Raw genomic sequence first — 24,106 nt, forward strand, 5'->3', positions numbered from 1 at the left:
AAGTTCAGAGAGGTGAAAGACATGAACAAAAATGCGGCATTGCCGGTTTTGCGAACTTTTTTGTTGGTGGCGGTTGCCGTGCTTATCCTTATGCCGGTTATTCTGACCGTCGTTGATTCGTTGATGGCCGAACGCGAGATTCTGACCGCTTACGGCATGTTGGGGAAGACCGATACTAGCGAGTTCGTCCATGTGAAATGGATTCCTGGCGTCGTTTCCTTCGAGCAATATGCCAAAGTGCTGTTTGATTCGCCTGTGTTTCAAAACATGTTCTGGAACTCCGTTAGGATGACGCTGCCCATCATTGCTGGACAAGTCGTCATCTCGGCTTTAGCCGCCTTTGCTTTTGGGAAATTGCGTTTCCCAGGCAGGGACAAGCTGTTTGTTTGTTATTTGATCACCATGCTGATGCCGTTCCAAGTCACGCTAGTGCCGAATTACATCATGGCGGATCGGTTAGGGCTGTTGGACACTACCAGCTCCATCATATTGCCGGGCATATTCGGCGTATTCGGCGTGTTCCTGCTTCGGCAGTTTATGCTTCATATCCATTCGGCTTACTTGGAAGCGGCTAAGATCGACGGGGCAGGTTACCTTCGCCTTTTTGTTTCGGTTGCTCTTCCGATGGTGAAACCCGGCATTGCCGCGTTAGTCGTTTTATTGTTCGCCGATTATTGGAACATGGTCGAGCAGCCGCTTATTTTCCTGCAGGATACGGAATTGCAGCCGTTGTCCGTGTTCCTGTCGCGAATGCAGGAGGAGAACTTCGGCGTTTCGTTTGCCGCTTCAGTCGTTTATATGGTGCCGATGGTGCTTTTGTTTATGTGCGCCGAACGTTATTTTATCGAAGGCATCCAGCTTTCAGGCGTGAAGGGATAAGCTTCGCATTTCATAATGGAATGGAGACGATGGGAATGAAGAAAAAAGGATTCGTATTATTGGCAGCCGTCATGCTGTTTCTTTCGGCGTGCAGCGGCAATAGCGGGGGGCAGGACGCGCAAACGGGCGATGGTTCGAAAACCGTCGTAATCGCCGTCATGAACGCGGACGGGTTCTTGCAAACCGCGGTTCGGAAGTTCGAAACGCTCCATCCGGACATCCATGTCGAGATCAAGGAGTACATGGCTCTTCCGGAAACGAACGGGAACGGGATGACCGGGGCGATCTCGATTGCCGATATGGAGAAATTCGTTCAAACGGTAACGACGCAGGTCATCGCCGGCAAGGGCTCGGATCTGATCTACATGAACTCCTTGCCCGAAGACAAGTTTGTCGATAAGGGTTTGCTGGTTGATTTGAACGAGCTGATGGACACGGATTCGTCTTTCGTGAAAAACAAGTATTACGAAAATATAATGAAAGCCTCGCAGAACGGCGACGGTTTGTATGCCATGCCTTTTTCCTTTGCGCTCGACTTGATTCAAGGCAATACGGAACTCATGCAGCAAGCCGGCATTACGTTCGACGACAAGACTTGGACCTGGAAGCAACTAAAGGAGATAGCCAAGAAGCTGCAGCAACATACCGGTCCGGATCACGTTGCGTTCGTGAATTTGTTCTCGAATCAGCTGCTTTACGATTTCATTAACAGCAACTACTCGCAGCTCGTTCGGGACGGCAAACCCCGTTTCGATTCGGAAACGTTCAGAGACATGATGAAGGAAATCAAATCCATGTACGACGAAGGCGTTCTGAAAGAAGAATTTACGTATGATTACGAAAAGTCTTTGTTTAGGATGGCGGGCCTCGCGAGCCTGGAACAAGTTGCCTTCAACAAAGATGGATTTCTTCGGAAACCTACGGTGGACGGCGAATCGAATGGCGTAGGCTTTCAATCTTATTTCGAGCTGGGCATGAACAGCAAGTCAAAGGTTCAACCGGAGGCGTGGGCGTTTATCAAGTTTTTGTTATCCGACGAAATGCAGGCTTCATCGGACCTAATAGGTTTGCCGATGAACAAAAGCATTGTCGAGGCTAAGCTTGAAGAGATTTCGGTGCAAGCCAGGGATGAAGCCGTTAGCAAGTCGATCGATTCCATCAAGGAGCTTCTGAATGGCGAAGCGGAACGGAGGACAAGCGACATGACCGTCATTAATATCGCCATGGAGGAATTCGCGGCGTTTATGAGCGGACAGAAATCGGCCGAAGAAGTAAGCAAGCTCATCCAGAACCGGGTGACGACATATCTCAATGAATGAATAAGGAAGGTTAAGCCCGCTCCCGCGGGCTTAACCTTCTTTGGCGAGTCGGGCCGGTCCGGAGAACGCTTTTTTTCTACCGTAAGCGAAGCTTGCAATGACCGCCAGACTTATTAGGAGTAAGGAAGCAGAAAGCCATGGATGAAAGCGAAGCGTGGAGGAAGCGTCTACCAAATAACCGCCAGCGCCGGCGCCCGCCGCCAAGCCAAGATGAACGACCGAAGTATTCAAGCTTAGAACCAGATTCGTAGAGCGGGGAGCCTGTTGGATGAAATAACTCTGGACGGCAGGACCCGTAGCGAACATGATGAAGATCATGACGCCGATCAACAAGATGCCGACTGCGGTCGAATGGCTAAACAACGGCATGGCCGCGATGGCCAGAATTTGAATGACCAGGTTGACCAGAATGACGCGGCCCGCGCCCCATCGATCGACTCCGTAGCCGCCTAGACGTGAGCCGATCGCCCCGAATAAACCGAAAGCCAACATGATGCCGCTGCCGTAGGAAGGATCCATTCTTAGAATGTTCTGCATATAAGGTATGATATAGGTGAACAGGACGGAGCCTCCCGACTCGCGGAATAACGTGAAGATCAAGCCGCCGACGATCGCCGCGCTTCCCAACGTTTTGAACTGCTTCGCGAACGCGACCGGCTCGTCGCCTTCGATTTCCGGAACATGCCTGTAAACTAGATACGCCATGATCAGGCTGGCTGCGCTTAAGATCAAGAAAATCGCCCTCCAATTCAGCCACTCTGTAATCAGGATGCCAACCGGCACGCCTAATATCAACGAGAGGCTAAAGCCCATGACGATCGTGGCTATGGAGCTCCCGAGTTTGCCGGCCGGCACGATCTTGGCGGTTGCGCCGAAGGCGGCGACCAGGAATACTCCGGAGCTTATGCCCAAGATGATTCTTGATCCCATAAGCACGTAAATATCGGAAGCGAAAGAAGCAAGCGATGAGCCAGCCGCAAAGACGACTAGCATATACGCCAGTACTTTGCGGCGCTTCATCCGGGAAGTGAGCGACACGAATATCGGCGTTCCGATCGCGAAAGCCAGCGAATACGCCGTCACCAGCTGCCCCGCGAGGGCGAGCGAAATTTGCAAGTCATCGGCGATGATGTTCATAATGCCGGAGACGACCAGCTCCGACGTAGCGGTGAGAAAAACGCCGAAAGCCAAGATGTAGACCGTCCAACGATACATGTATACCATTCCTCTCCATTTGTGGTTTACATGTATTATATTTGTGTTGCATACTTTATGTAAGAAGGCAAAGTATTTGGATATTATCCAAATAAACTGACCAACTAACATTTTGGTAAGTGAGGAGCGTGAAAAGCCATGGCCGAAGAGCAGCATAAGCAGCAGGAGCAGCAAGAGCAGCCGGACTTCTCCCACATTTGTTCCGTACTTCAGATTCTTGGCGCCAAATGGTCGTTTCTGGTTATCGCCGAGCTTTCGAAGGGGCCAAGGCGGTTCAAGCAGCTCCATCGGGACGTCGCGGTCGTGAAGACGCAGTCGCTGACAGATTCGCTCCGCCATTTGGAGAGAAGCGGGATTGTGCATCGCGAAGTGTATCCCTCGGTCCCGATATCGGTTGAATATTCCTTGACCGAGAAAGGCATCGATTTCCTGGACTCGCTTAAGGAGATGGAGAGATGGGCGGCGAAGTGGGGCGCGATTTAAAGGAACGGGAAAGGGCCCGGCCGCATGGACCGGACCCTATCTGCGTTCACCCGATAAGAACGGGCGGCTCCCGCGTTGTTGGCAGATGCAGATTGCCGCGCTTTACCGGCTATGCCTAAGCGAAAGCGGCATCCCGGTTATCGAAACATAAGAGGCGGACAAGGGGATGTACGTAAACCGAGGTTTGTTCCTGCCTCTGTCCGTCACGAAGTCGTCTAAGGACGATATGCCGTATGCCGCCGCCTCGATCGTCGAGATCGCCTCCAGTACGACGCCATTCGAACCGCCTTCCAGCGCTTCTACTTCCAAACCGGTTTCGATCGCTTCCATGATGAACGGTTTCATGAAATGGACCGCCAGATACGTTTGACCAACTTGCCCATATAAAGCAAGCTCGCCTGTGACCCATTCCCCAAGCGGCAATATGCCCACGATCCCTTGTTTTTTGTCCGCTTCGGAAATCGGTTGATACAAAGCGACCAAGCAGTTCCGGTTCAAGGCGATTTCTTCGGCGTCGCTGCTATGGCGCAGCTTGTCCTTGGCGTTTGCTGCGGGATGGACGAAATAGGCCTGATTAACGGAACCATCTCGGATCGGAAACGTGAAGTCCCACCGATGCTGTTCGTTATCGAATTCGGACGCGCGCTCGAGCATGCCACCAAGGGCAAAATGTTCATCCATATAAACGTAACTATGCCGCGTTTGGTCCTGTTCCAGTACGGAAGAGGGATAATCGCGCGTTATTTCGAAAGGATATTGTCGCTCCAGCACCTGCCGCCTCAGTGATTCAGAAATTTCATAGGCAAGCAATCCGGCATATTCGGCCCGCTGCACGCCAAGAGGCAATGGGAAGTCACCGAACTGGACGTAATCGAACGCAACGCAGCGGTCGGCAGGGGCATCCATCGGAAGCGAACGGGAATGCGGTCCGGCCCAAGCGCCTTGGAAATAATGATCGGCGCGTTCCTTCCACAGCCATTCCAATAACGTTTCGATGTCCGCCCGAATGCCGTCGTCTTGAACGATTTCCCAAGCGGCTGAATAGGCCTGCGTCCAATGCCAGAACCAAGGCAATATGCCATATTCCGTCATGCCGTGCGCCTGAAGCTGCGCAAGCGTGGATCGGACCCGTTCGCCGCCAGATTGCACAAGTCCGCGATCTTGTTTGATCGTACCGAACAGGATGGCCGCCGCGGTATGTTTCGCTTCGTGATGGTTGTACATTCGGAGCGGCGCGGCGTAATAGCGGGAGAGATACATATGTTCGATCGATTGGGACAACGACGACCTCAGCGCGGAAGGCAGGCTGTCGCCGTAACGTTGGTTGAATACGGCGATCAGGCATCCCATAAGCTCGACGGGCAACCGGTTAATCGGCGCTTGCGCCGGTCGTTCGCCGAGGTTCAGCGGCCAATGCCCGTAGGTGTCGCTGCCCGGATCCCGGTCTTGCAGCGATAATACGCCGAGCAGCACCGACGTTGCTTTATTGATGGCGGCTACTTTTCCGACGGCAAGTTGCTCATCTTCTATTGCGGCCGCGTAGAGATAGGACGCATAATAAAAGTTGTCGCGAATATCGCCATGAAACCAAAGTCCGCTAGGCAATAGTGGCATCGTGCATGCTTGATCGGCGATAAGCTTCCTTACCTGTCGCCCGCGTTCCTTGAAATCGGTCATAAGCAGCTTCGTCCTTTCCATGCCGGATGATAGATTCTGTTCCATTATATAGAATCGTCGAGAAGACGGAAACCGCGAATTGCGTTTGGCCTTTACCATCCAAAGTAAAAAGATTAGGAGAGTGGAGCATTTATGATTCGAACGCCGCACGAACCATCCATCATCGATCAGATGCATAACACGTCGCTGCCCGGGCATGCCATTGCGTTATGGTCGCTCGGCCAGGAAGGATTCCTTGTCAAATGGAAAGAAACGACCGTTTTGTTCGATCCCTACCTGTCGAATTGGGTATTCGAGCTTGCGGGAGCGCCTTGGCAGCGGGCTTTCGAGTCGCCGCTTCGGCCATCGGAATGCCTGGATGTCGATTACGTGGTTTGCTCGCATCATCACGAGGACCACATGGACAAGCTGACGCTGCAAGCGATCGGCCAATCGGCCAAAACGCGGTTCGTCGTGCCAAGGGCCCATTTGGGTCTCATGAAAGAATGGGGGATCGAGGAAAGTCGGTTGATCGGCATCTCGCATGGAGAGAAGCTCACGCTTGGGGACGGCCTGTCGCTTGAAGCGCATGCCGCAAAACACGAGGAGTTCGAAACGGACGAAGCCGGCGAACACTTCTACCTGAGCTACGTCGCGTCGTTCGGGGATGTAAAGATGCTTCATGCAGGGGATACGATCGGGTTTGCGGAGCTTGAAGATTGGCTAAAGCCGCAAGCGATCGACGTTGCCCTGCTGCCCATCAACGGACGGGATTACGTCAGGCAGCGGCAGGGCATTATCGGCAACATGAACTACCGGGAGGCCGCCGACCTGGGCGCCGCCATCGGCGCAAGGCTGATCGTGCCGATGCATTACGGCTTGTTCGCCCATAACGACGAGAACCCGGCGTTCTTCGTCGATTATATGTACAAACGATATCCGTATCAAAGCATGCATTTGTTCGCGCCGGGCGAGCGGTTTATTTATATGAAGTAGCGGCAATACGGCAGCTGAAAAAATCCCTTCGACCATCCGGTCCCAGAACTTACGGAAGGTTGAAGGGATTTTTGCGCGCGGTCATACCGGCATCGCTTTCCAAACCATCAGGGCGGCGCCGGTCGCGACAGCGTCTTCCTTAAGAACGCCCTTTGAGAACACGGGCACGTATTCCGGATAATAATACGCATTGCTTCTGGCGACCTCGATGGCCGTCTGGAAAAACCGCTCATGCGAATTCACGAGCGTCCCGCCAAGCACGATCGTCTGGGGGTGGAACAGATTGATCACATTCGACAGCCCGATGCCGAAGTACCGCGCGGCGCGGAGGAACAGGTCGGACACGTAGACGTTCTCGCGCGCGAGCTCCCTAAGCAGCGTATCGTAACCGATCTGATCCGCTGCCAGATGATAGGCCGCCGTCAGGTCGCCTCTACCCATCTTCGCATCCGATCGAGCTTGCTTCTCCAGAGCGAGGATCGAAACAAACGCCTCAAGCGCGCCGTAATTCCCTTCTTCGTGCAAGCGCGGCCCATCGGCTTGAATAATCATCTGGCCGATTGAACCTTCCATATCGACGGAGCCGTATACGATCCGGCCATGCGACATCATGGCGGAGCGCATGCTCATTCCCGCATGTACGTAAACCATATGCTGGATTCCCTCATGACTGAGCGCCCAATGCTCGCCGATAAGCGCGGTATTCGCCCCGTTGTCCAGCTTGGCCGCAATGCCGGTCGCCTGCTCGATCAGGCTGCAGATCGGCACGTTCCGCCATCCTTTCGCGGGGAAATAAAGCGGGTTCAGGATCATGCCGTCCTCCCGGCTTAGCGGGCCGACGGCCCCGATGCCGATTCCGACGATTTGCGATTCGAGCAATTGATGATCTGCGAGCAGCTGTCTGATCCGGCCGGCGACGTATGCGACAAAATGTTCGGGCGTCATGTCTTCGTCCATGCGCCAGCGAACGGACGACTTCGGATTCATGCCCATATCGAACAATCCCAGCGTGGAATAGAATCGGGAAATTTCCAGACCGAAGACGTAGCCGTATGCTTCGTTGATCCGATACAGAATCGGCTTTCTGCCGCCGTTCGACGGCCCGAAACCGGACTCCACGATGAGCCGGTCGCCAAGCAATTCCTCCAGCAAGCGGTTCATCGTGCTGGACGTTAACGAGTAGCTGGGGAGAAGATCCGCCTTCGACACGACGCCTTGATGGGCGATATGCTGGTATATCGTTTGTTTGATCGATTGTTTCGTAGCGTGTTGGTCCATCCTCATCCCTACTTCTCCTATTTGTTTAATCATAACCTAAAAGAAAGGAGCTAGCTAGGAAGAGGTGGAGCATGCCTGCTTTTTTGCAAAATGACAAAAACGAATTCAATTCAAAGTAATCCAATTCGAATTTAGTTACAAATTTTTTGATTTCGTTTCCCTTATATCTATCATTAGTTATCATTATAGCCCTTTTTCGAAAAGATAATTCCAAAATGAAAAAAAGATGCTATAATAGCAGTAGTTAAAAGAACGTATGATTAAGGGAGACGATGATGTGAAGGCTTCGGGGAAGCTGCTGTGGCGGATATTCGTTACATTTCTGAGAATCGGCCCTGCTACCTTCGGCGGCGGCTATGCGGTGATGCCGGCGATGGAGCGGGAGGTCGTGGAGAAACAAAAATGGCTGGAGAGCGGCGACATCGCCGATGTATTTGCCGTTGCCCAATCGATTCCAGGCGCGGTGGCGATCAACTCGGCTACCTTCATCGGCTACCGGATTGCCGGTATTCGCGGCGCGATTGCCGCGATGGCAGGCATGTTGCTGCCGACCTTCAGCATTATCGTCGCTTTGTCGTTCGTGTTTCTGCAGGTGAAAGACAATCCCAAGGTCGAAGCGGCGTTCATGTCGATCAGAGCGACGATCGTAGCGCTGATCGCGTATGCGGCTATTAAATACGGCAAAAAAGCGCTCGTTGACAAATCATCGGCTGTATTGATCGGTGTCACCGTCTTGCTTCTTTTCTTCGGGCAGTCGTACGTTCATCCCGTCCTGCTTATCGCTGGCGGAGCCGCCGCGGGCATCGCCATCCAAGCGGCAAAGGCGAGGTTCGGCCGCGAGCGGACATCTAAGCCGAAGGCGCATCAGCAGGAGCAAATATTCGACTATATGATATAGCCTGGCAAGGAGGCGCGGAATGATCCTGATAGAGCTGTTTCTGACTTTCCTAATGATCGGCTTCGTTGCGTTCGGCGGAGGGTATGCGATGATTCCGATTATCCAGCAAGAAGTCGTTGACCGGCACGGCTGGATGACGATTGCCGAATTTACGGACATGATCGGAGTGGCGGGCATGTCGCCCGGTCCGATCGCGACGAATATCGCGATATTCGTCGGCATGCACCAAGCGGGACTGGGAGGCGCAATCGTCGCCGCGCTCGGCATGGTGCTGCCTTCGTTAATGATCATCGTGGCGGTAGGCGCGGTTTTTTTCAAAATCCATCAGAACAAATGGATGCAATCCTCGTTATACGGCTTGCGTTCCGTCATAACAGGACTTATCCTATATGCAGCGTTTATGTTTGCGGTACGGAACGGTCTGGTCACGTCTCTGTCGTGGTTCACGTTAAGCCAGGTGTTGATCTTCGCGGGATCCCTCGCGGCGCTTCTTATTTTCCGCAAACATCCGCTTTCCATTATTTTGATTTCCGGTCTGATCGGGATCGCCATATATAGTTAGTCAAATTGTGGAATGTTAAGGAGGATCACGCATGGATGACAAGGACAAGCTGCAGGCATGCTGCTCTGCCGCACGCTCGGACGTACGGCCCTACGCGGCGGAACAAGCTGAATTCGTCGCGCTCGATCGAAGCTTTTATATGAAAACGGGCCAATCATCGCATGCTGACATGGCGGACATTCCCGGCGGTTCCTTCCTGATGGGCACGGACACGAAGGAAGGATTCCCGGCCGACGGCGAAGGTCCGGTTCGGCAAGTGACGATGAAGCCATTCCGCATGTCGCCGCATGCCGTGACGAACGCGGAATTTCGCCGATTCGCAGAGGCTACGGGCTACGTCACGGAAGCCGAACGGTTCGGCTGGTCGTACGTCTTTCATCTGCTGGCTTCCGAAGAGACGAAGGCGAAGGTTGCAAACGTGCCTGAGTCTACCCCTTGGTGGCTTGTCGTGGAAGGCGCTTATTGGGCTGCGCCAGAAGGTCCTGATACTTCAATCGAGGATCGGTTGGATCATCCCGTCGTGCATGTCTCGTGGAATGACGCCGAGGCGTATTGCCGCTGGGCGGGCGCGCGACTGCCGACCGAAGCGGAATGGGAGTACGCGGCGAGGGGCGGTCTCGAAGGGAGAACGTACCCGTGGGGCGATCTGCTTAAGCAGGACGACGAACACCGATGCAATATTTGGCAAGGGAAATTCCCGGCGAAGAACAACGCTAGCGACGGGTATGTCGGCACGGCGCCGGTCGATGCCTACAAGCCGAACGGTTACGGCTTATATCAAATGTCCGGCAATGTGTGGGAATGGTGCGCCGACTGGTTTTCCCCCCATTACCACAAGACGACGGAAAACGTGAATCCGAAGTATGCGAAGCCGACCGGCAAACGTTCCATGCGCGGTGGCTCTTATTTATGCCATCGCTCCTACTGCAACCGTTACAGGGTAGCTGCCCGCAGCTCGAATACACCGGACAGCTCGACGGGCAATTGCGGGTTCCGCGTCGTGCGAGATTTATAATAGAACAGATCATCGAAAAAGCGTTCCGTGGCATAGGCTCAGCGGGGCGTTTTTTTTGCGCTTTGAACGCAATGGATCAGGACACGGCGTAGTTCGATAGCCGAATTTATTTCCCCGGCTCCGATTCGTTCATCTTCTTCCTATATTCGGTTGGACTCGTGCCATAGATCGCGGTAAATTGTTTCGTGAAATAGAAGGGGCTCTGGAAGCCGACCTCGCCCGCGATCTCGGATACCAGCATGGATGTATGTCGCAGCAGCCTCGCGGCGCGCTTCAACCGGAGCTTCAGCAGCGTCTCCATGACGGAGTCGCCCGTCTGTTCCTTGAACAGATGGGAGAAGCGGGAAGGCGAAAGCGATACCCGGCCGGCAAGTCCCTCGATGGAATGCGGGAGATGAAGATGATCGATCAAAAAAGTCAACGTATCGTCGATTCTCGGATCCGCATGCGATTCTTTCGCCGCGAACTGGGTCATATGGAGGAGTACTTCTTCCAGCGCGTTGAGCGAGAGCAGCTCTCCGTAACGTCCGGTATGCCTGCTTTCCCGAATCAGTCGACGGAAGGCGCCGGCCGTCCGCTCGTAGGTCGCGGACGTTCCGCCGAGTGAGATTCGTATCATGCCGTATTCGTCGGCGGGAATGCGAAGCCATTCCAGCCAACGGGACTCGGGCACGAAATGAGCCCATACGAACTCCCAGCAGCTCTCCGGAGGCGTGTAATAATGATGCGGCGTACCCGGCGGAAGCAGGACGATATCGCCTTCTCCGCAAGGAAAAGTTTCATTCCGAAGCTTGTATTCCCCTCGGCCGGACAACGTCAGCGTGATAAGCCAGTCTCTCGTGCCGTTCGGTCTGTAGGTGCCATAGCCAAACGGCTCCGTAAAGTAACCCGAGATGAGTACGCCAGGGGGGTGTCTATCTTCGTTGATAGCAGGATCGTTAATGTAATCGACCATTCCGAACATTCCTCCTTATTCTTCGCCATTCTATAATGGAACCAAGAAGAACGCAACATAAGACGCTAAAGGAAGAGGGAGTGTTTTCGATGAACGAGCAGCTTCGTATATTAACGGAAGAGCAGCTGGCGTCATTCCGCCAGGAAGGTTTTTTGATCGTCAAAGGATTGTTCCAGCCTGCTGAACTGGAGGAAATCGATACAACTTTCGAGGAGATTAGCCGAGAACCTGTCCCGGGTTACTTCGATCCGGATATGCAGGCGGACGATTCGGATCCGCTGAAGCGCTACCCGCGCGTCATGCATCCCCACCGCTTTAACGACAATGCGATGAAATACATGCTTCATGCGCCGGTCATGGCAGTTCTGCACGACTTGTACGGGGAGGAAGCGCTAGCGGCGCAGAGCATGTTTTATTACAAACCTCCTGGTTCGAAAGGGCAAGCGTTGCATCAAGACAATTTCTATCTGCAGGTAGAGCCCGGCAATTGCATCGCGGCATGGACGGCGGTCGACGCCGCGGACATGGAGAACGGCGGCCTGCTCGTCGTGCCGCGGACGAACGAATACGAGATCAGCTGCCCGGAGCTGGCGGACGCGTCCGAATCATTCACGACCCATTACGTGAAGCCGCCGAAAGACCGCGCCGTCGTGCCGGCCATCATGGATCGAGGGGACGTATTGTTCTTCAACGGCAACCTGATTCACGGTTCTTACCGGAACAAGACGAAGGACCGGTTCCGCCGGGCGTTCATCTGCCATTACGCAAATGCTTCGGCCACAAAAATCAGCAACTTCTACAGACCGTTGTTCCGCGAGGACGGGACGTCGGTCGATCTGGAGATTAACGGCGACGGCGGGCCATGCGGCATCGAGTTCGAAAAAGCTTATCCGCATTAAGAACAAATGCATATGCTCGTAGAGCTGAGACTCAGGCTTGCCGAAAGCCATTTGATGAGGAATTCCGGCACGGTGAAGCAGGTCGCGTTCTGGGTGGGGTTCCGGGACGAACACCATTTCTCGAAGATGTATAAACATATCCGGGGCATAACTGCAACGGAATATTCGAGACGATGCAACGATCCCCTCTTCCGCCATACGGTCGCGGGAACGGACCCGTATTCGCTTTACCCGCTAAACCGATACGTCGTCGTGAATGAAAATGTTTAACTCCTGCTAAAATGAGAAAATGCTTGTTATGATGAGAAAACCACTATCGAGGCATCTCGAGGATGAGCGACCGCGTTTAAAGGTAGGTTTTATCGCCAATAAGAATTTACGCTTCCGAAATCCTCGGAAGCAACTAAATTCTTATGTGGTCAAAAAAACACATCGTTTCCCCGCATGAAGCCATGGCAGGTTCGCGTGGCTCCCAAGTACAATGGACGTAAGTAACCGGTCATTAAGGGAGGAAACGGCAATGGGGAACTATTATTTGCCAAAATCGCGCGCCCGCGACGACCGCTACATGGTCAGCGTCGAAGCGTACAAGCACTATCATCGGGAGGGCTACTTGATCGTCAAGGGACTGCTCTCCACGTCCGATGTCGCCGAGCTGTACGAGCTCGCGGAACAATCGAGAATACAATCGCTTAAGCAAGACGCGGCGGCCGATCCGGACAGCAAGGATCCGCTTAAGGAGGAATTCGCGAAAGCGACGCGAATTCATATGTTGTCCAGGCAGAACGCGGCCGCGGAGAGAGGAATGCTTCATCCGAGAATCGTGGACGTGACGGAAGCGCTGATCGGTCCGGACGTGCTCGCGTTGCAATCGATGATGTTCCTGAACCCTCCTGGCAAAGGGGGACAGGGCTGGCATCAGGATGCTTGTTATATCAAAACGCATCCCGATACGCTCATCGGCGCTTGGATCGCGCTCGAGGAAGCGGACGAGGAGAACGGCTGCCTATGGGTCGTGCCGTGTTCCAACCATGAGCCGATCTATCCGCCCGACGGCGTCGGCGGCGGCAACGTGCATGCGCTGGACGCGTTCCGGGATCTCCATGCGGTTCAGAACGTCAGCCATATCGACGATGAAGTGAACACGCTGTCCAAGGTCGTGGCGAACTATCCGCCGGCCATCCCGGTGCCGCTCAGCCCGGGGGACGTGTTGTTTTTCCATTCGCACCTGTTCCATCGCTCCTATCCCAACCGGACGACGGACCGGTTCCGGCGTTCTTACGTGTGCCATTACTGCAACGCGAGATCATGGGTGCCTTGGGATCACGACGGGTACGAAGGGGATTCCGGCAATTACCGCCAAATCTTGGCGAGAGGGGCGACTCACTTGCCTTACTCCGAACCTTCGTTCGGGACGGAAGTGTATCTTTCGGACGGAGAAGAAGCCGCGAATAGCGTGACGATGATGGGAATGGATAACGGCATGATGATGCCGATGGGAATGAAGAAGGAGGAAGAATGATGAAATTATTGACGCATCTGGCGTTTTGGGGAGTGGAAGGTACGCTCCTGGACAATATGGAAGCTGCCAAATCGGCAGGGCATAACGGCATCGAAACGGGTGTTCCGTCGGAAGCGGACGGAGAAGCCTTTAAGGAAACGCTTGATCGTCTCGAATTAACTTACGTGGCGCAAATTTTCACCTCGGGCGACCACCTTGCCAGCTTCGAGGAGCAAGTGAAGCGGGCGGCAGCCTATCGTCCAGTACTGATCAATGCGCATAGCGCGAAGGACAGCATGACCGAAGCCGAACAGGATGCCTTCTACGAGGGCGCGCTTCGGATCGAGCAGCAATATGGCGTTCCGATCGGCCACGAGACGCACAGGGGGAGAGCGATGTTTACGCCTTGGGCAACGTCCAGGCTGCTGAAGAAATTCCCGGAGCTGCGCATCACGGCTGATTTCAGCCATTGGGTTAACGTATGCGAATCCCATCTGACGGATCAAGAGGAGAACGTCGCGCTGGCGATCGACCGGACGATTCATGTCCATGGCCGTATCGGCTTCCCGGAAGGGCCGCAGGTTCCGCATCCTGCATCGCCTTTCTTCAAGGGCGAGCTCGAGCTGTTCACGGGCTGGTGGAAGCGCATCATGGAGCGACAAGCGAAGGAAGGGCGCGATTTCGCGACGTTTACGGCTGAATTCGGGCCTCCAGGCTACATGCCGACGGAGCCGTTCACGAATGCGCCGATCGCGGATCTGATGGAGGTCAACGCGTGGACGACGAGACATATGCGCGAGCAATTCGCGGGATGGAAGCTCGGCTAACGGGCGACAACGGCTCGAGATTTTATAATCCGTTTGACTGATGACTGGAACTGCAGAAACTTTCCTGAACGCGTGTTGCGACCGCGCTCGGGAAGGTTTCTTTGCTTTTCCTCCAGACCGCCTGCATTGCATAGATCTTCCTCGGCAGGGGGATATTCTAGGTAGACTAGGCGAGAGGAGCGAACACGATGAAGGTTCACGCGGATGCCGAACGGAACGGGGAATGGTTCAGGGAACAATTAACGAGCAGCTCGGACTTGGTGCTGAAGAAACTAACAATCGAAGACTACCATTATCTCATGGTCTACCTCGAGCCGATGGTCGATACCGACACCATTAACGAGAACGTCATTAAACCTCTCCAAGAAAATCCGTCCAAACCTTATACGTCTGTCATTTCGATGCTGGACAACAAGCCGACCGATACATTAGAAGACGCATTGGACGCCGTCGTGAACGGCAAATCGGTGATCCAGAAGGATGGCGAATCGTATTGCCTCCTGCTCGGCACGGAGCTAAACAATGACCGAGCCGTCAATATTCCCGTCAATGAACGTGTCATTCGCGGCGCCAAACAAGCCTTTATCGAAAGCTTCGAAACCAATATTTATATGATCAGGAAGTATGCGTCCTCCTCAAAGCTTGCGGTAACTTATCATGATCTTGGCGGGCATTCCGTGACTCGGGTGGCGATCGCATACATGAAAGGAATCTGTAAGCAAGAGGTAGTCGAAGAGCTGACGAAACGAATCACGGCCGCGGAAGGCATCGACGCGACAGTCACGCTCGGTTACATCAAAGGTATCGTGACCGGAAGGTCCTTTTCGTTTATGCCTCCGATTATGATTACGGAACGACCGGATCGCGTCAAAGCGTACCTGATGGAAGGCAAAGCAGTGCTGATCGTCGAAGGGAGCGCGGATGCGCTTATCGTGCCGATCTCCTTCTGGTCGTTCTTCCAATCGCCCGACGATTACAATATGAATTGGATTGTGGGCAGCGCCATTCGATGTATTCGGTTGCTTGCCTTTCTCGTGACGTTAGCATTGCCCGGGTTATACGTGGCGTTCACGACGTTTATCCCGTTTATGCTGCCGACCGAATTCGCTTTGACCTTACAGAGCTCTCAGCGGTATATCTCGATGCCGCCCGTCATGGAAGTGTTATTCATGATGTTCGTGCTGGAGATCGTCAGGGAAGCGGCGATACGGCTAGCCAGCCCCATCGCGCAGACGATCGGCGTCGTCGGAGGTATCGTGCTCGGATCCGCGGTCGTGCAATCCAATATCGTTTCGAATACGTCGATCATCGTCGTCGCATTAACCGGACTGGCTACTTTCGTCATTCCCGTATACGAGATGAGCGCTTCCATTCGCCTTTACAGCGTTGTCGTCATTTTCGCAGCCCAGCTGTTAGGCATCGTCGGAATGACGCTCAGCATTTTGCTGTTCGTGATTCATATTTGCCGGATGAACACGCTAGGCGTGCCGTACTTCGAAGCGACATTCCCGTTCTTGGATCAGATGAAGGATACGTTCTTCCGTACCCCCGGCCGCAAAGCGGGAGCAGGCAAAAAATAAGCAGAATGGAGAGTTATCATCATGCGGCTTGCGCTGGAGCATGTATCGGCACGCCAACTGTTCGTGCTTGTTTTGCTGCTGCAGAACGGCTCTCAATTGTTCCGCAGACCCTGGGCGACAGGGATCGAGAATCTATTCATCATAATGGCCGGAGCGCTGCTGTCCCAGCTGCTTCTAGTTCTGTTGTGGTGGTTGTTAGCGAAGGACGGCGGCAATACGGGGCTCTTTCCTTGGGTCGTCAGGAAATGCGGGAGGAAGATTTCGTTTGCTGTTTTTGCGGTACTGGCGATCTATTTCGTGTTTACGGCCTTTTCGGATGTGATCTATATGGCCGATTCGGTCAAAATATGGGTATTATCCAGTACGCCTTCCTGGATTGTATTGTTCCTGCTCCTCGTCCTAAGCGCGCACGCGGCATCGGCGAGCTTCGGCGCCGCAATAAACGTGATAAAGGTGAGTCTGCTTCCATTCGCGATCGGATTGCTTATGATCGTGATCATGATCGTATCGGATTGGGATATGGAGAAACTGCTGCCCGTATGGGACAGATATAACGACCATCGCTCGTTTGCAGAGGGCATCATTCGATCCTTCTCGGCCTTTGCCTCCTACGAGGTGTTATTGTACGCGTTCCCGCTGTTGGATAAGAAAAAGAGCAAAGCGGGTTTGGTCGCGGTCAGCCTGGGGAACGGCGTTAGCGCGATCATGTATGCGGCGGTTTCGGTCGTATCGTCGCTTCTTTACACGTCGGCCCAGATGGATGGCGTTCCGGTCCCGATCTTATTCGCGCTTAAGCAACTGGAGACGAATGTGATCCAAAGCTTTGACGTCTTCTTTTCTTGCTTATGGATTTTCGTATCTATCGCAAGAGTCATACTCTGTTTATTCGCGGCAGCCAAGGCGCTGGACCACTTGCTTGGCAATTCTCGGAACAAACACGGCTATTGGGCGTGGGGGGCTGCGGCTTGCTGTTTCGCAGTCGGTTGCTTTATTCCGAACCACTATACGATTATATCGATTCTGGATTATAGAACGTTCCTCTCGCTCGCGTTCCTTGCTGCCGCCGTTCTCTTCGTTTGGATGTTGTCGAGATTTAAGCGAGAGCAAGGAGGTCCATGATGAAAAAGTGGTTGATCGTCGCGATGTGTTTGCTGCTGACGGGCTGTTGGGACCGGCAATCCTTGAAGGCATTGCATATGGTGGACATTATCGGCATTGATCAGGAAAAGGACGCCGGAAACATTCATCTTAACTATGTCGTTTCGTCGTTAGCCGATGCGTTCCAAGGAGGAGGGAAGCCGGACGCGCATCTTTACGAAGCCGAAAACGAAAATTTGTTCGGAGCGGCGGCTTTGGTCGAACGGCAGATGCCCGGTGCGGCAAGTCTGGCGAATAATCGGATCTATTTGTTAAATAGGGAGTTCGCTCGGCATAACCCGGGTACGAATCTCGATTTTATCGGGAAAATTCCGGCTAGTCCGATGCTGGCAAGAGTCGGAATCGTTGACGGATCGGTGGGCAGCCTGCTCAAGCTCGAAAAAATTCAAGGAACGACGATTCCGAATATTCTCGTCTCCATGCTTAATCAAGCCGAGCAGCGCAATAGTCTGGTCGGAATTAGGTTATGGGAGCTTATCTTAAGCAAACGGAATGATTTCAAGGATATAGCCGTCCCTCTCATCGGGTTAACCAAGGATAACAAAATCGAGATTAAAGGGCTCTCGTTATTCAGTGACGGATCGTACAGCGGGATCGACCTGAGTCCCCCTCAATCCGTGATGCTTATGACGATCGATCGTTATAAAAAAAATCAGTTGCTCTACATCAATGGCGAGAACGAGACTTTTATTGTCAAGGTAGATAAAGTGAAGCGAAGCTTTTCCGTCATCCCGGGACCGGATGGCATACAGAAAATCATCATTCCCGTTCGGATGGAGGTACAGCATATTTCGCGCGGGAAAATGGAAAGACCGATCAATCAAAAAGACTTGGCCAAATTCGAAAAGGCGATGTCAGAGATTATGTCGGTTAATGCCAAAAAAATGATCCGGCTGCTGCAGCAAGCCAAATGCGATTATCTAGGCATCGGCCGGTATATCTACGCGAACAAACCAGATCTATGGATGAACATGAATTGGCATGAAACGTATCCGAAGCTGCAGATCGAACCGGAGTTCAAGGTGAATATTATCAATTCAGGCATCTATGATTATCAGGTCGAGAAGGAGTGAGCTTGACCGAGCAGATTCAGGATTCGCCAAAATCAAACCCCGCTCGGCGCGATTGGCGCTGAACGGGGTTTCGTTTTGCTTTAAGTTTCGTCGCGATCAAGCAGGGCAAGGAGCAGCACGACCGCTTCCGCTCGCGTAGCGTGCGCGTTCGGGGCGAAGCGGTTGCCGCCGCGGCCTTGCATCAGACCGGCGTCGACCGCGGCCGCGATGTATCCGCGCGCCCAGGCCGGCGCTTCGTCGGCGTCGACGAAGGCGAGCTCCGCGTCCGGGACCGGCTGCAGGCCGGCCGCCCGCACGATAAGGGCGGTAATCTCGGACCGTGTGATCGGGTCGCCAGGTCGGAACGTGCCGTCGTCGTAACCATCGATCAAGCCGGCGGATACGGCTTGATCGACCGCTTCCTTGGCCCAGTCCGGGATGGACGAAACGTCCTTGAATGTCGAAGTCTCCGCGTTCGCGCTATTCTCTTGCGGGAATGCCCGCATGAGCAGCGTCACGAACTCCGCGCGCGTCACTTCCCGCTGCGGTCTGAACGTATCGTCGTCGAAGCCTTGAACGATGCCGAGCTTCACGGCGCGTTTAATGGCGTCCTCGGCCCAATGGCGTTCGATGTCGGTCAGCTCGGTCCCCGGTTCCGGTTCAGGCTCCGGCTCCGGATCCGGTCCGGGTCCCGGACCAGGGCCAGGTCCCGGATCGACGGGCTGCGCGATGACGGTTAGGCGATGTTCGGCCGAGAAGCCGCCCACCGTAACGGTGATGACCGTCTCGCCGGCCGACAGTGCCCGGACGCGGCCTAGTTCGTCGACGGACGCTACGGCAGGCCGGCTGCTGACGTAACTGACGCCGGCGCCGATCGTTTTTTTGGATCCGTCGCTGTAGGATCCGCCAACCGACAATTGATCCGTTTGACCGACGTATCTGCCGGTCTCCCCGGATACTGCGATGCTCGTCACGATCGGAGTCTCGAGATCGGCTATGGCCATATTCGCATAATAAGTATTCAAGATGGCGTCGTACGTCTTGCCTTCCTTGGCCAGCATCTGCGCGCCGTATTGGCTCATGCCGACGCCGTGGCCGTTGCCGCCTCCGTAGAACGTCACGGTTTCGATGCGGCCGTCGTCGCCCGTCTCCGTCTCGAACGCGAAGAAAGCGGAGTAGAGGATGCTCGGATTGCGCAGTGTGGCCGCGGCGTCGTAGCCGGAAGAACCGCCTTTCGCGCGGTAGGCGAGAATATCCGCGGCGCTGCCGGTATCCGTTTTGTTCGGACGAATCGTAAATCGGATATTAAATTCCTTCAAAATCTTGTACGTGCCCGTCGACCCTTCGACGATCAGCTCCGTGACGTTGCCGCCGGCGCCTCGCTTCGCGACGATCAATCCTTTCAGCTCGCCGATGCCGGCTTCCGGTAACGGCAAGCTTGCGTAGCCGCCGTCCGCATTTTTCGTCAGGATGGCATGCGGCTCTGCCGCGTAACGGACTTTAATGTTATTGTTAATCGTATTTTCCAGCTCTTGGCGGCTTAATCCGACCTTCCAGCGAAAATACAACGATTCGGAATCGTAACCCGTGAGGGACAGATTTTGGTACAGCTCGCGAACGGCCTCTTCATTCGAGGTATCGATCGTCAGCATCGAGCCGGCATTCGCGGGATCGAACGTATAGCTGCGCGCCGTCAAGTAAGGGATCGGCGTGCCAGGGAACTTGTTCGTGACGGCGTCCGCCCACACCTCGTGTTTGGAGGCTCCGAATCCGCCCGACGTGGAGTAGAACCGCGCATCGACCAGCATGCCGTCGCTTAACATAATCTGGCCTGACGTCGCGTCGATCGCTTGGGTCGTCAATGCGTTCTCGACCTGGTTGTTGTAAACCTGGCTCAGCGTGCTGTCGTCGATATGGAAGCCTTGGTCGGCGAACCGGCTGGCGACGTAGTCGGTGAGCGCATAGGTGCGCGCCGCAACCGCCTGGGCTTTCAACGCCTCGAGACCGAAGGATGCAGGCATTTCGCTTGGCACGACTTGATAGAGATAATGTTCGATGTTCACCTCGTTGATCAGCCGCAGTTTATCGCCGGCAGGAGAGAGGAACAGCTCGAACGAACCTCGGTAGCTCGGCTTGCCATGCGCCCGCGTAATCGACGTGACTTGCAGGAGCGCCCCGGCATCCGGAGCGAGATAGATGCGGTTCTCCGTCTCGAACAAGGTTTCGCCGTTTCTCGCGATTTGGATTTTGCCGTTTGCGATTTTCGCTTCCAAGCTGTCGCCGGCAGCGAATGCGTACGTCGCTTTGCCGAGCTTGTCGATGACTTGGAACGGCTGAGCGGATGTCATGGAGACCCCCGCATGATTCAACTGCGTCAAGTCCGTAATGTCCGCGATGCTGCTCCGGATGCCGATGCGCATCGTGTCGCGAGGCGTTTCGCCTTGCAGCGATATTTTGACGATTTCGTTGTTATCGTTCAACGTGAACGTTGCGTTGCCGGCGCCGACCATCACTTCGGAAAGCTGGCGGCTGACCGTCTTGTCGCCGAGCCGCTGCTCGATTACGGCGTTATCGGCGAGCTTCAGCACGCCGCTGTATTCCAGCTCCAGCGTCCGTGCATTGGCGTTTTTGGCCAAAATTTTCTCTTGCCGCGGATTCGACTGCCTCATCTCCGAGGTTAATGGTTCGCTAGGCGCGCTTTCGTTATGAAGCCGATCCAGCGCGGTGACGACGTAGGTGTAGGTCTTCCACGGCTCCGTGCCGTTGTCCGCGAACGATTGCGCCGCCGCGCCGGGTTGATGTCTAGCCTTCCCGATGAGCAGCGCGGGATTATCGGTATCCGGCGCAACCGAGCCTTCCTGGCGGTAGATGGCGTAATAGGCGGTATCCGACCCGCTTGCCGCGTTCGTCCAGCCGATCTCGGTCTGCCCGTTGCCAAGAATCGAGATGGCCGAATTCAGCGCCGGCGCGTCCGGCGCGTCGCCGTCGAGCCAAGTCATTGCGGGCGGAAGTGCAGGGTAACGGAACAGATCGTTTGCGAGACGATCCGTAATACCGCGCGCGTTCGAGAGGACGTCTTTGGCGCTGAACAGCATGTTGCCGTGCACGTCGTCCGCGAAGCTGCGGTTATACCGGATTTGGTTCGCTAGCTCATCCGGGTTTTCCCAGGTCGGTACGCGATAGATCGCCTGCCCGACGTATAGGTGGACGTCCTTGCCGCTCGTAACGGTTCTCCACCAATCCAGCACTTTCTCGTATGCGGCGGGACTGTAGCCGAAATGCCAATAATCCTGCGGCGCGATGTAATCGATCCAGCCTTTCTCTACCCAGCCGAGCGAATCGGCGTTCAGAGCGTCGTGGCTTTGCAGCCCGTTCGTATCGGAGCCTTTCGGATCCGTGCTTTTGTTCCTCCAAATGCCGAACGGGCTGATGCCGAATTTGACATAGGGTTTGCTTGCCTTGATTTCCTCCGACAGGCTTTGGATCAACGTGTCGACGTTGTTTCTGCGCCATGCGGCTTTGTCGGCAAACCCGCCGCCGTACGCCGCGTATTCCGCCTCATCCGGGAAGTCCGCGCCGCCATCGGCGGGATACGGATAAAAATAATCGTCGAAGTGGACCGCGTCGATATCGTAACCGTCGACCACTTCCATGACGCTGTCGATAACGAACGCCTTTGCCTCTGGCACGCCGGGATTAAAGATCAGCTTCCCGCCGTAGCTCTCGACCCATTCCGGATGCTGCTTGGCCGGATGATCGTCCACCAGGCGTGCCGGATCGTCCGACATGCTGACGCGGTACGGATTGAACCAGGCATGGAATTCCATGTTTCGTTTGTGGACTTCCTCGATCATGAACGCAAGGGGATCATAACCCGGATCCTGTCCTTGCTTGCCGGTCAGCCATTCCGACCAAGGGGCGAACTCCGATGGGTAGAAGGCGTCGGCGGTCGGCTTGATCTGCACGATGACGGCATTGATGCCCGTAGCCGCTAAGCCGTCGATGAGTGAAATAAAGCCCGCTTTCTGATCCGCCTCCGTCGTCGCGCCTTTCGCCGGCCAGTCGATATTCTCGACGGAAGCGATCCAGGCTGCCCGCAGCTCCCGCTTATGAAGCTGACTTGGCTTTAACACGATCAGCAGATAATCGGATATCTTGCCTTCGAATGTCGCTTTGATTCTCGCCGTGCCGGCAGCGATCGCGGTGACGAGACCGGCATCGCTTACGGTTGCGACCGAAGGATTGCTGCTCGCGAAGACCGCCTGACCGGTTACGTCCGAGTCCTCTTCCAAAAGCGAGTAGTCCGCCATTACTTTCGCCTGGCCTATCTGGCTTTCCGTCAGCGGCGCCAATCCATCGATTCGGATAGTCTGCAGGACGGGCACGGGTTTCGAAACGGTGAGTGTATACGATGCGGTCTGTCCGCCGAAGGCAGCTGTGATGACGCTCGTGCCTTCGCCAACGGCCGCGAGCGCGCCTTCTTCCGTTACGGTTGCGACCAGCGGGTCCGAGCTGGCAAAGATGACGCCCGACTGGATAAGCAGAGGCTCTGGTTGACCTGCATAGAAGGCAAGCGCGCGCAGCTGTTCCGCGTCGCCGGTCACCAAGCGGGTACTGCCTTCGAGCTCCAAACTCTCGACGGCTGCAGCCGTCGCGCCGACCGTCAAAACGTAAGCGGCTTCAAGTCCTGCGAAGGTTGCCGTAATGGTCGTGGTGCCAAGCCCGATGGCTTCGACGAGGCCTTGTTCGCTCACGGTCGCAACGTCGGCGGCGCTGCTTGTATAGACGGCTTGGGACGATACGTCCGCGATCGCCGTATTGCCGTTAGCGGTGGCTAACACGGCTGCTTGCCTCGTATCGCCGACGGCCATCCCGGCAAGGCCGGTCAGCTCGATAACATGCGGGCTTGCGTTCGTATAGATCGCGGACAACTGATCGAAGTAGACCGTGCCGCCGTTTTTGTTGTTATTGTTTGTCTCCGCAATATAGATCTGCCTCAGCTTGATTGGTTCCTGCAAGCCTGCCGGGATTGTGGCCGTTACGTATCGCCAGCCGCCCCAACTGAAGCCGCCGGTTGAAGTGAAATCCGCGACAGGTTTGCTTCCCGCGTTATCTTGGAACATGGCGCGGAGCCAGTGTTTGCCCTCGTCACCATATACCCACATGCCGATTTTGTTCGGGTACCCTTCGAAAGCGCGGCCTGCCGAGCCGTTGAAGTTCATGTAGGCGGCGGAGGTGCCTTCCGTGCCGGTAAAATCGTAGCTGAACTTGCCCGAGGAATGGCCGTACTGAACGGGCTCCGGACGTTTGCCGCCGACCAGCTTCGTAGAACCCGGGATGGTGCGAATTTCCGATACGGCGATGTCGGACAGCTCCTCGAAATCTTCGATAAGCTTCGTCGTCGGTTGAACCGCCAGCAACGGCTGCGCGAGGTTCGGAGAGGAGGATGAATCCGCCTCTCCGTAGGCCGAGTCGACCTCCGTCGTTACGGTCGGTGAAGAGATTTCTTGCGGAACCCCATCGGTTTGCTGCTCGGCATAAACGTTTCCGGTTAGCAGGCTTCCCCACAGCATCGTAAATGCGACTAGCATCGCCAATCTCTTTCTCCTTTTCTGCCCATACACGATCACGTTTGCACTTCCTTTCCGATAATATGAATCGTCATGAAATAAAATTTCGAAATATATTCGTCTTAAAGTATAAAATTTTCAAAATTATTTGTATATCATGTAAATTGGCCTGTTTTAGTGAGGGACTTGGGGATTAAGCCGTTCGTGAACGTTCGACGGCATTCGCCGGTTTATGCTGGGCGTGAGGGACTAAGTGGGGGAGA

At 54.7% G+C, this 24,106-nt stretch carries 19 protein-coding genes; 14 read left to right on the forward strand and 5 right to left on the reverse strand.

From position 1 onward, the window contains the following. Window positions 1–21 precede the first annotated feature (21 nt). Together RB620_RS14405 and RB620_RS14410 are read left to right on the forward strand one after the other, a co-directional pair. The gene (locus RB620_RS14405; RefSeq protein ID WP_308095372.1) at window positions 22–879 is read left to right on the forward strand and encodes a carbohydrate ABC transporter permease; all 858 of its coding nucleotides are present in this window, start codon (window positions 22–24) and stop codon (window positions 877–879) included. Between the two features lie 35 nt (window positions 880–914). After that, entirely contained in the window at window positions 915–2,198 is a 1,284-nt protein-coding gene (locus RB620_RS14410) for an ABC transporter substrate-binding protein (protein WP_308095373.1), read from the forward strand. 30 nt (window positions 2,199–2,228) lie between these two features. Here the strand turns inward: RB620_RS14410 and RB620_RS14415 are convergent, their stop codons facing one another. Next, window positions 2,229–3,413, reverse strand: a complete 1,185-nt coding sequence (locus tag RB620_RS14415) for an MFS transporter (RefSeq protein ID WP_308095375.1) — start codon at window positions 3,411–3,413, stop codon at window positions 2,229–2,231. A 138-nt stretch (window positions 3,414–3,551) separates the two neighbouring features. Between RB620_RS14415 and RB620_RS14420 the strand changes: the two genes are divergently transcribed. Continuing rightward, entirely contained in the window at window positions 3,552–3,896 is a 345-nt protein-coding gene (locus RB620_RS14420; RefSeq protein ID WP_308095376.1) for a winged helix-turn-helix transcriptional regulator, read from the forward strand. A 102-nt stretch (window positions 3,897–3,998) separates the two neighbouring features. Here the strand turns inward: RB620_RS14420 and RB620_RS14425 are convergent, their stop codons facing one another. Next, on the reverse strand, window positions 3,999–5,618 hold the full coding sequence (locus tag RB620_RS14425; RefSeq protein WP_308095377.1) for a hypothetical protein: 1,620 nt from the start codon (window positions 5,616–5,618) through the stop codon (window positions 3,999–4,001). Between the two features lie 87 nt (window positions 5,619–5,705). Here RB620_RS14425 and RB620_RS14430 point away from each other — a divergent pair, with 87 nt between their 5' ends. Further along, window positions 5,706–6,548, forward strand: coding sequence for an MBL fold metallo-hydrolase (locus RB620_RS14430; RefSeq protein WP_308095378.1), 843 nt, complete (start codon window positions 5,706–5,708; stop codon window positions 6,546–6,548). 81 nt (window positions 6,549–6,629) lie between these two features. Here the strand turns inward: RB620_RS14430 and RB620_RS14435 are convergent, their stop codons facing one another. After that, window positions 6,630–7,832, reverse strand: coding sequence for an ROK family protein (locus RB620_RS14435; RefSeq protein WP_308095379.1), 1,203 nt, complete (start codon window positions 7,830–7,832; stop codon window positions 6,630–6,632). A 271-nt stretch (window positions 7,833–8,103) separates the two neighbouring features. Between RB620_RS14435 and RB620_RS14440 the strand changes: the two genes are divergently transcribed. The 3 genes from RB620_RS14440 to RB620_RS14450 are packed head-to-tail and all read left to right on the forward strand — an operon-like array spanning window position 8,104 to window position 10,301. Then, window positions 8,104–8,724 carry a chromate transporter gene (locus RB620_RS14440; RefSeq protein ID WP_308095380.1) on the forward strand — a complete coding sequence of 207 codons (621 nt, stop codon included), beginning with the start codon at window positions 8,104–8,106 and terminating at the stop codon, window positions 8,722–8,724. A 19-nt stretch (window positions 8,725–8,743) separates the two neighbouring features. After that, on the forward strand, window positions 8,744–9,286 hold the full coding sequence (locus tag RB620_RS14445; RefSeq protein ID WP_308095381.1) for a chromate transporter: 543 nt from the start codon (window positions 8,744–8,746) through the stop codon (window positions 9,284–9,286). A gap of 31 nt (window positions 9,287–9,317) precedes the next feature. Continuing rightward, the gene (locus RB620_RS14450) at window positions 9,318–10,301 is read left to right on the forward strand and encodes an SUMF1/EgtB/PvdO family nonheme iron enzyme (RefSeq protein ID WP_308095382.1); all 984 of its coding nucleotides are present in this window, start codon (window positions 9,318–9,320) and stop codon (window positions 10,299–10,301) included. Between the two features lie 106 nt (window positions 10,302–10,407). Here the strand turns inward: RB620_RS14450 and RB620_RS14455 are convergent, their stop codons facing one another. Then, complete coding sequence (locus RB620_RS14455; RefSeq protein ID WP_308095384.1) at window positions 10,408–11,256, reverse strand: helix-turn-helix domain-containing protein; 849 nt, start codon at window positions 11,254–11,256, stop codon at window positions 10,408–10,410. Between the two features lie 89 nt (window positions 11,257–11,345). Between RB620_RS14455 and RB620_RS14460 the strand changes: the two genes are divergently transcribed. The 7 genes from RB620_RS14460 (at window position 11,346) to RB620_RS14490 (ending at window position 18,294) form a co-directional block, all read left to right on the forward strand. Then, window positions 11,346–12,155 carry a phytanoyl-CoA dioxygenase family protein gene (locus tag RB620_RS14460; protein ID WP_308095386.1) on the forward strand — a complete coding sequence of 270 codons (810 nt, stop codon included), beginning with the start codon at window positions 11,346–11,348 and terminating at the stop codon, window positions 12,153–12,155. 12 nt (window positions 12,156–12,167) lie between these two features. After that, window positions 12,168–12,425: a helix-turn-helix domain-containing protein gene (locus RB620_RS14465; RefSeq protein ID WP_308095388.1), complete on the forward strand. Its 258-nt coding sequence runs from the start codon at window positions 12,168–12,170 to the stop codon at window positions 12,423–12,425. A gap of 250 nt (window positions 12,426–12,675) precedes the next feature. Next, window positions 12,676–13,677 (forward strand): phytanoyl-CoA dioxygenase family protein, encoded by a 1,002-nt coding sequence (locus RB620_RS14470; protein ID WP_308095391.1) that lies wholly within the window; start codon window positions 12,676–12,678, stop codon window positions 13,675–13,677. Beyond that, a complete protein-coding gene (locus tag RB620_RS14475; protein ID WP_308095393.1) occupies window positions 13,677–14,483 on the forward strand; it encodes a sugar phosphate isomerase/epimerase family protein in 807 nt (268 codons plus the stop codon). The genes RB620_RS14470 and RB620_RS14475 overlap by 1 nt, the downstream gene beginning before the upstream one ends. A 188-nt stretch (window positions 14,484–14,671) precedes the next feature. Further along, window positions 14,672–16,063 carry a spore germination protein gene (locus RB620_RS14480; RefSeq protein WP_308095395.1) on the forward strand — a complete coding sequence of 464 codons (1,392 nt, stop codon included), beginning with the start codon at window positions 14,672–14,674 and terminating at the stop codon, window positions 16,061–16,063. A 21-nt stretch (window positions 16,064–16,084) separates the two neighbouring features. After that, complete coding sequence (locus tag RB620_RS14485; protein ID WP_308095396.1) at window positions 16,085–17,182, forward strand: GerAB/ArcD/ProY family transporter; 1,098 nt, start codon at window positions 16,085–16,087, stop codon at window positions 17,180–17,182. Continuing rightward, a complete protein-coding gene (locus tag RB620_RS14490) occupies window positions 17,182–18,294 on the forward strand; it encodes a Ger(x)C family spore germination protein (RefSeq protein WP_308095398.1) in 1,113 nt (370 codons plus the stop codon). Before RB620_RS14485 ends, RB620_RS14490 begins: the two co-directional genes overlap by 1 nt. Before the next feature lie 80 nt (window positions 18,295–18,374). Here RB620_RS14490 and RB620_RS14495 read toward each other — a convergent pair whose 3' ends face one another. Beyond that, the gene (locus tag RB620_RS14495; RefSeq protein ID WP_308095437.1) at window positions 18,375–23,864 is read right to left on the reverse strand and encodes a family 10 glycosylhydrolase; all 5,490 of its coding nucleotides are present in this window, start codon (window positions 23,862–23,864) and stop codon (window positions 18,375–18,377) included. Between the last annotated feature and the right edge of the window lie 242 nt (window positions 23,865–24,106).

It is taken from the genome of Paenibacillus sp. LHD-117, assembly GCF_030929555.1.
Taxonomy (GTDB): Bacteria; Bacillota; Bacilli; order Paenibacillales; family Paenibacillaceae; genus Pristimantibacillus.